General features: G+C 54.8%; 1 protein-coding gene. It reads right to left on the bottom strand.

The annotated features are described in order from the left end of the window. Positions 1 to 228 (bottom strand): thiamine phosphate synthase (locus tag Q4563_RS23440; RefSeq protein WP_303606256.1); only part of this gene is annotated, 228 nt, incomplete at both ends.

Genomic DNA, 228 nt, shown 5'->3' with positions numbered 1-228 from the left:
CATCACTGCGTCGCACCCAACGGCTCAAGGTATCGCACCCCAGCGGAGGATACTTGAGTGTTTTGGAAAGTGGCTTGAACACCGGGCCAAAAGCAATATACGACGGCTGATAACGCAACGCGTGAAGTATTTCCCACTCGCTATGAGTACTGATCCCCAGCATCAATCCCGCTTCGGACAGGGCCACCAGGTCGGCTTCCAACAAATCTTCCTGCCCCAGATGTACCC

The sequence above is a fragment of the Gilvimarinus sp. 1_MG-2023 genome (assembly GCF_030548285.1).
Note: the sequence above shows the minus strand (reverse complement) of the source record. Positions and strands in the feature narration are given on the sequence as shown.